Source organism: uncultured Pseudacidovorax sp., assembly GCF_913773995.1.
Classification (GTDB): Bacteria; Pseudomonadota; Gammaproteobacteria; order Burkholderiales; family Burkholderiaceae_C; genus Xenophilus.
The window spans coordinates 1-4,088 of the sequence record NZ_CAJYES010000010.1 but is presented as its reverse complement, the minus strand read 5'-3'; the positions used below and the strand labels follow the sequence as shown (position 1 = coordinate 4,088).

The following is a 4,088-nucleotide window of genomic DNA, read 5'->3' as shown; positions in this document are numbered from 1 at the left end:
GCCTGCCCGAGGTATGGGCCCAGCTGGCGGAGCTGGGCTGGCTGGCACTGGCCGTGCCCGAAGATTTGGGTGGCTTCGGTGGACGCGCCGCCGACCTGTGCGCCGTGGCCGAACCCCTGGGCGTAGCGGGCCTGAACGAGCCCTTTGCTGAATCAGGCGTTCGCCCTCCTGCATTGCTGGCCGCGCTGCCGGACCCGAACGACGCCGTCGCGCGCCTGCTTGTCGGCGCGATGGCGGGCGAGCTCCGCCTTGCCTGCATCGCCGGGGGTGCGGCTTGCGATTGGGCTGCATGCCAAGACGGGCGTATCACGGGCCGCAGTCCTGTCGTGCCGGGCGGTGCCGGTGCGAATGCCTGGCTGTGGGCCAGCGTCGAGGAGGGTCAGGTCACGCTGTTCGCGCTGACGCGCCACCTGCCTGGACTTCAGGCGCAGGCCTGCACCCTCGTCGACGGCCAGCGCGCCGTGCGGCTCTCTGCGCAATCGTTGACGCTGCCGGAACCGCTCTGGCAGGGCAGCACCGACGCGTGGCGCGCGGCCGTGGCGCGAGCCGAGGCGCTGACCCTGCTGACCCATTGCGCCATGAGTGTCGGCGCCATGCGGCGCGCGAGGACACTGACGCAGGACTACCTGAGCACGCGCCGGCAATTCGGCCAGACCGTGGTGCGCAACCAGGTGATCCAGCATCGTCTGGTGGACCTGATGGTCGAGATCGAAGAGGCCGATGCGCTGGTGCAGGCCACGGCCGAGCGCACCGATGCCGGCATCGGCGATCCGCGCTGGCTCGCGGCGACCGGCGCCACGCTGGCGGCGGCCACGCGCCACGTCTGGCAGGAAACGGTGCAGTTGCACGGCGCCATCGGCATCACGCAGGAATGCGAGGCGGCGCCGCTGGTTCGGCGCCTGGCCCTCGCCGGCGTGCAGCACGGCACCGAGGCCCACCATCTGGCCCGGCTGGCCGACGCCAGCCTCGGCCCCATGCCCCCGCACGCCGCCGATTGAAGAAAGCACGTCCATGTCCGAACCTTCCGCTGTTCTCACGCAACGCCATGGAGCGGTGCTGCAGCTGACGCTGAACGCGCCCGCCAATCGCAATTCACTGTCCGCGCCGGGCGTGCTCGAAGGGCTGCTGGCCGGCCTTGCCGACCTGGACCACGACGAGACGCTGCGCTGCGCGGTGATCACCGGCGCCGGCGGCGCCTTTTGTTCGGGGGGCGATCTGCGGCAACTGGCGCATGCCCCGGAGCAGGAGACCCGCGCCCGCATGACCGCCAATGCCGCCCTCTATCGTGGTATTGCGACGGCAAACAAGCTGGTGATCGCGGCCGTCGACGGCCCTGCCTTCGGCGCGGGACTGGGCCTGGCGGCCTGCTGCGACCTGGTGGTCGCCGGCCAGAGCGCTCGCTTCTGCTGTGCCTTTGTGCGTGTGGGGGCCATGCCTGACGCCGCCCTCTTCTGGTCGCTGCCCGCGCGCGTTGGCCGCACGCGCGCCCGCCAGATGATGCTGCTGGCCGACGAGATCGATGCGCCCGAGGCGGTGGCCATGGGCTTGGCGGATCGCATGGCTGCCGGTGAATCGGCCTTGCCCGACGCACTGGCACTGGCCGAGCGGCTCGCGCGAGGGCCTGCGCAGGCCCAGGCGTGCATCAAGCTGGGTCTGCGCGAGGCGCCGATGGGTCTGGACGAGGCCCTGGAGTTCCAGCTGACCCACGCGCCCACGCTGTTCGCCGGCGACGACTTCCGTGAAGGCGCCAGGGCCTTCTTCGAAAAGCGGGCACCGGTATTCGGCCGGCCGCGTCCGTGAGTGCGATGACCTCGTACGGTGACACGCTGCCGCTGGCAGGCCTGCGGGTGCTGGAGTTCGGCCAGTTCATCGCGGCGCCGGCGGCCTGCCAGACGCTGGCCGACCTGGGTGCCGACGTCGTCAAGGTAGAGCCGCCCGGCGGCGATGCGGCGCGCCATGTGGGCTGGTCCCGCGATGAATTCGGGCCGATGTTCAGTGCCTATAACCGTGGCAAGCGCTCGGTGGTGCTGGACCTGCGAACGGAGGTGGGCCGTGCGCAGGCTCTGCAACTGGCGCTGCAGACCGACGTGCTCATCCACAACATGCGGCCCGGCGCCATGGACAAGGCCGGCCTGGGGACCGACGTGCTGCGCGGCCTGTCGCCAAGGCTGATCTATGGCCAGGTCAGTGGCTTTGGACAGGAGGGTGAAGATGGCCGGCGCCCGGGCTTCGACATCGCGGCCCAGGCAGAGAGCGGGATGATGAGCCTCAACGGCGCTGCCGACGGCGAACCGACGCGGCTCGGATTCACTGCCGTTGACGTGATGGCCAGTCACGCACTCTGCACTGGCGTGTTGGCGGCGCTGGTGCGGCGCGGCAGCACCGGCGTAGGCGCCCAGATCGACGTGTCCCTGATCGACGTCGCGGTGGAAGCGCTCGCCAACGCGTGGGCCGAGTACCGACTGACGGGCCGCATGCCGCTGCGCTGCGGCAACGGCCAACCCCATGCGGCGCCGGCCGCGGACCTGGTGGAGACGGCGGACGGACTTGTGGTCGTCTCGGCCTACACGCAGGCGCATTTCGCCAGACTGTGCGCGGCGCTCGGCCAGCCGCAGTTGGCCAGCGACCCACGCTTTGCAACCAATGCAGCCCGCGTGGCCAATCGCCCTGCGCTTCGCGCCGCCTTGGCCGCAGGCATCGGCCACCTGGACTCCGCCGAGGTCGGGCGACTGCTCACCGAGGCCGGTGTGGTGGTCGGCGTGGTGCGGACCATGGCCGAGGTGCGCGCGGGACACGGCGGCGTGGCATCGGACCTGTTCGTCCCGGTCGAGCGGTCGGACGGTGCAGCCATGGCCCTGCCCGGTCTCCCCTTCCGAATGGACGGACAGGGTCGGCGAGGGGGCGCACTGCCGGGAATCGGGGAACACACCGCTGCGGTGGGGAGCCACTGGGGCGCATCGCGCTGAGAAGTGACCGGGCAACAAAAAAGCCCACCGGCGGCGGGCTCTGAATCGTTGGGAGCAGGACTCACCAAGGACGGGGGAAATGACTGGTAGGACGTGCAGGATTCGAACCTGCGACCAACGGATTAAAAGTCCGCTGCTCTACCAACTGAGCTAACGTCCCGCTTCACGCCGCCACTGTCGCGTCGTGTTCAGCAAAGCCGACGATTATAGCGTGGAATTTTGCTGAATCTTGTCGATGAGCCAGCCGGCGGCGCACAGCCCGAACGTGGCCGTCACCGCCACCATCGACCCATAGCCGTGGCAGTTCAGGGTACCGTCGCCTTCGACCGCACAGGAGGCATCCGGCGGGGCCACGGGCTCGCGGCTGAAGACGCAGTGCAGCCCGATGGCCTTGCCATCGCGCCTGGCCCCGTGATGCTTGCGCAGCCGTTGGCGCAGTTGCGCCATCAGCGGGTCGTGCGTCGCATGGGCCAGATCCTCGACTTCAACGCGCTGCGCATGTCGTTTGCCTCCAGCCGCACCGACGGTGATGAACGACAGGCTTCTGCCCCGCGCCAGTGCCCAAGCTGCCAACGCCGTCTTGGCAGACATCTGGTCGCAGGCGTCCACCACGCCGCTGACAGGCCCCAAAGTCTGCTCGGCCTGGAGGAGGAGCGAAAACCAGTTGTCGGCGGTGACGAAATCGTCCACGGCCAGTACCCGGCAGCGCGGATTGATGTGACCAATGCGCTTATGCATGGCCTGGACCTTGGCCTGCCCGACGGTGTCATCGAGCGCGTGGATCTGGCGGTTGATATTGGACTCGGCCACGTGGTCCAGATCGATGAGCGTCAAGGCGCCCACCCCACTGCGCGCCAGCGCTTCTGCGGCCCAGGAGCCTACGCCGCCGAGGCCAATGACGACGACATGCGCATCGCGCACCGCCGCCGCACCTTGCACGCCGTACAGCCGCTCCATGCCGCCAAAGCGACGGCTCAGGTCTGGCTCGGTGTCCGGGGCGCCTTCTGGCATGGACGGCGTGGTGGCGACCGGCGCACTCAACGCAGGCGAGAGAGGCGTTCCCGCGCCGCGGTGGCTGCCTCGGACTGCGGATAGGCCTTCACCAGGTCTTCCAATGTGCGA

Annotated in this window: 4 protein-coding genes, 1 tRNA gene and 1 pseudogene; 3 read left to right on the top strand and 3 right to left on the bottom strand. The window is 69.5% G+C overall.

What is annotated here, in order from left to right; all coding sequences use genetic code 11:
• The 3 genes from QZ772_RS00810 to QZ772_RS00800 all read left to right on the top strand — a co-directional run.
• Positions 1-998, top strand: a 998-nt coding sequence (locus tag QZ772_RS00810; RefSeq protein ID WP_295522069.1) for an acyl-CoA dehydrogenase family protein, incomplete at its 5' end; no start/stop codon positions are given.
• Between the two features lie 13 nt (positions 999-1,011).
• A complete protein-coding gene (locus QZ772_RS00805) occupies positions 1,012-1,800 on the top strand; it encodes an enoyl-CoA hydratase-related protein (protein ID WP_295522065.1) in 789 nt (262 codons plus the stop codon).
• 5 nt (positions 1,801-1,805) lie between these two features.
• Positions 1,806-2,966: a CoA transferase gene (locus QZ772_RS00800; protein ID WP_295522062.1), complete on the top strand. Its 1,161-nt coding sequence runs from the start codon at positions 1,806-1,808 to the stop codon at positions 2,964-2,966.
• 84 nt (positions 2,967-3,050) lie between these two features.
• Here QZ772_RS00800 and QZ772_RS00795 read toward each other — a convergent pair.
• The 3 genes and pseudogenes from QZ772_RS00795 to QZ772_RS00785 form a co-directional block, all read right to left on the bottom strand.
• Positions 3,051-3,126, bottom strand: a tRNA-Lys gene (locus tag QZ772_RS00795).
• A gap of 44 nt (positions 3,127-3,170) precedes the next feature.
• Positions 3,171-3,977 (bottom strand): tRNA threonylcarbamoyladenosine dehydratase, encoded by an 807-nt coding sequence (locus tag QZ772_RS00790; protein ID WP_295522071.1) that lies wholly within the window; start codon positions 3,975-3,977, stop codon positions 3,171-3,173.
• A gap of 26 nt (positions 3,978-4,003) precedes the next feature.
• Positions 4,004-4,088 (bottom strand): annotated as a pseudogene (locus tag QZ772_RS00785) (tol-pal system protein YbgF); the annotation flags it as partial.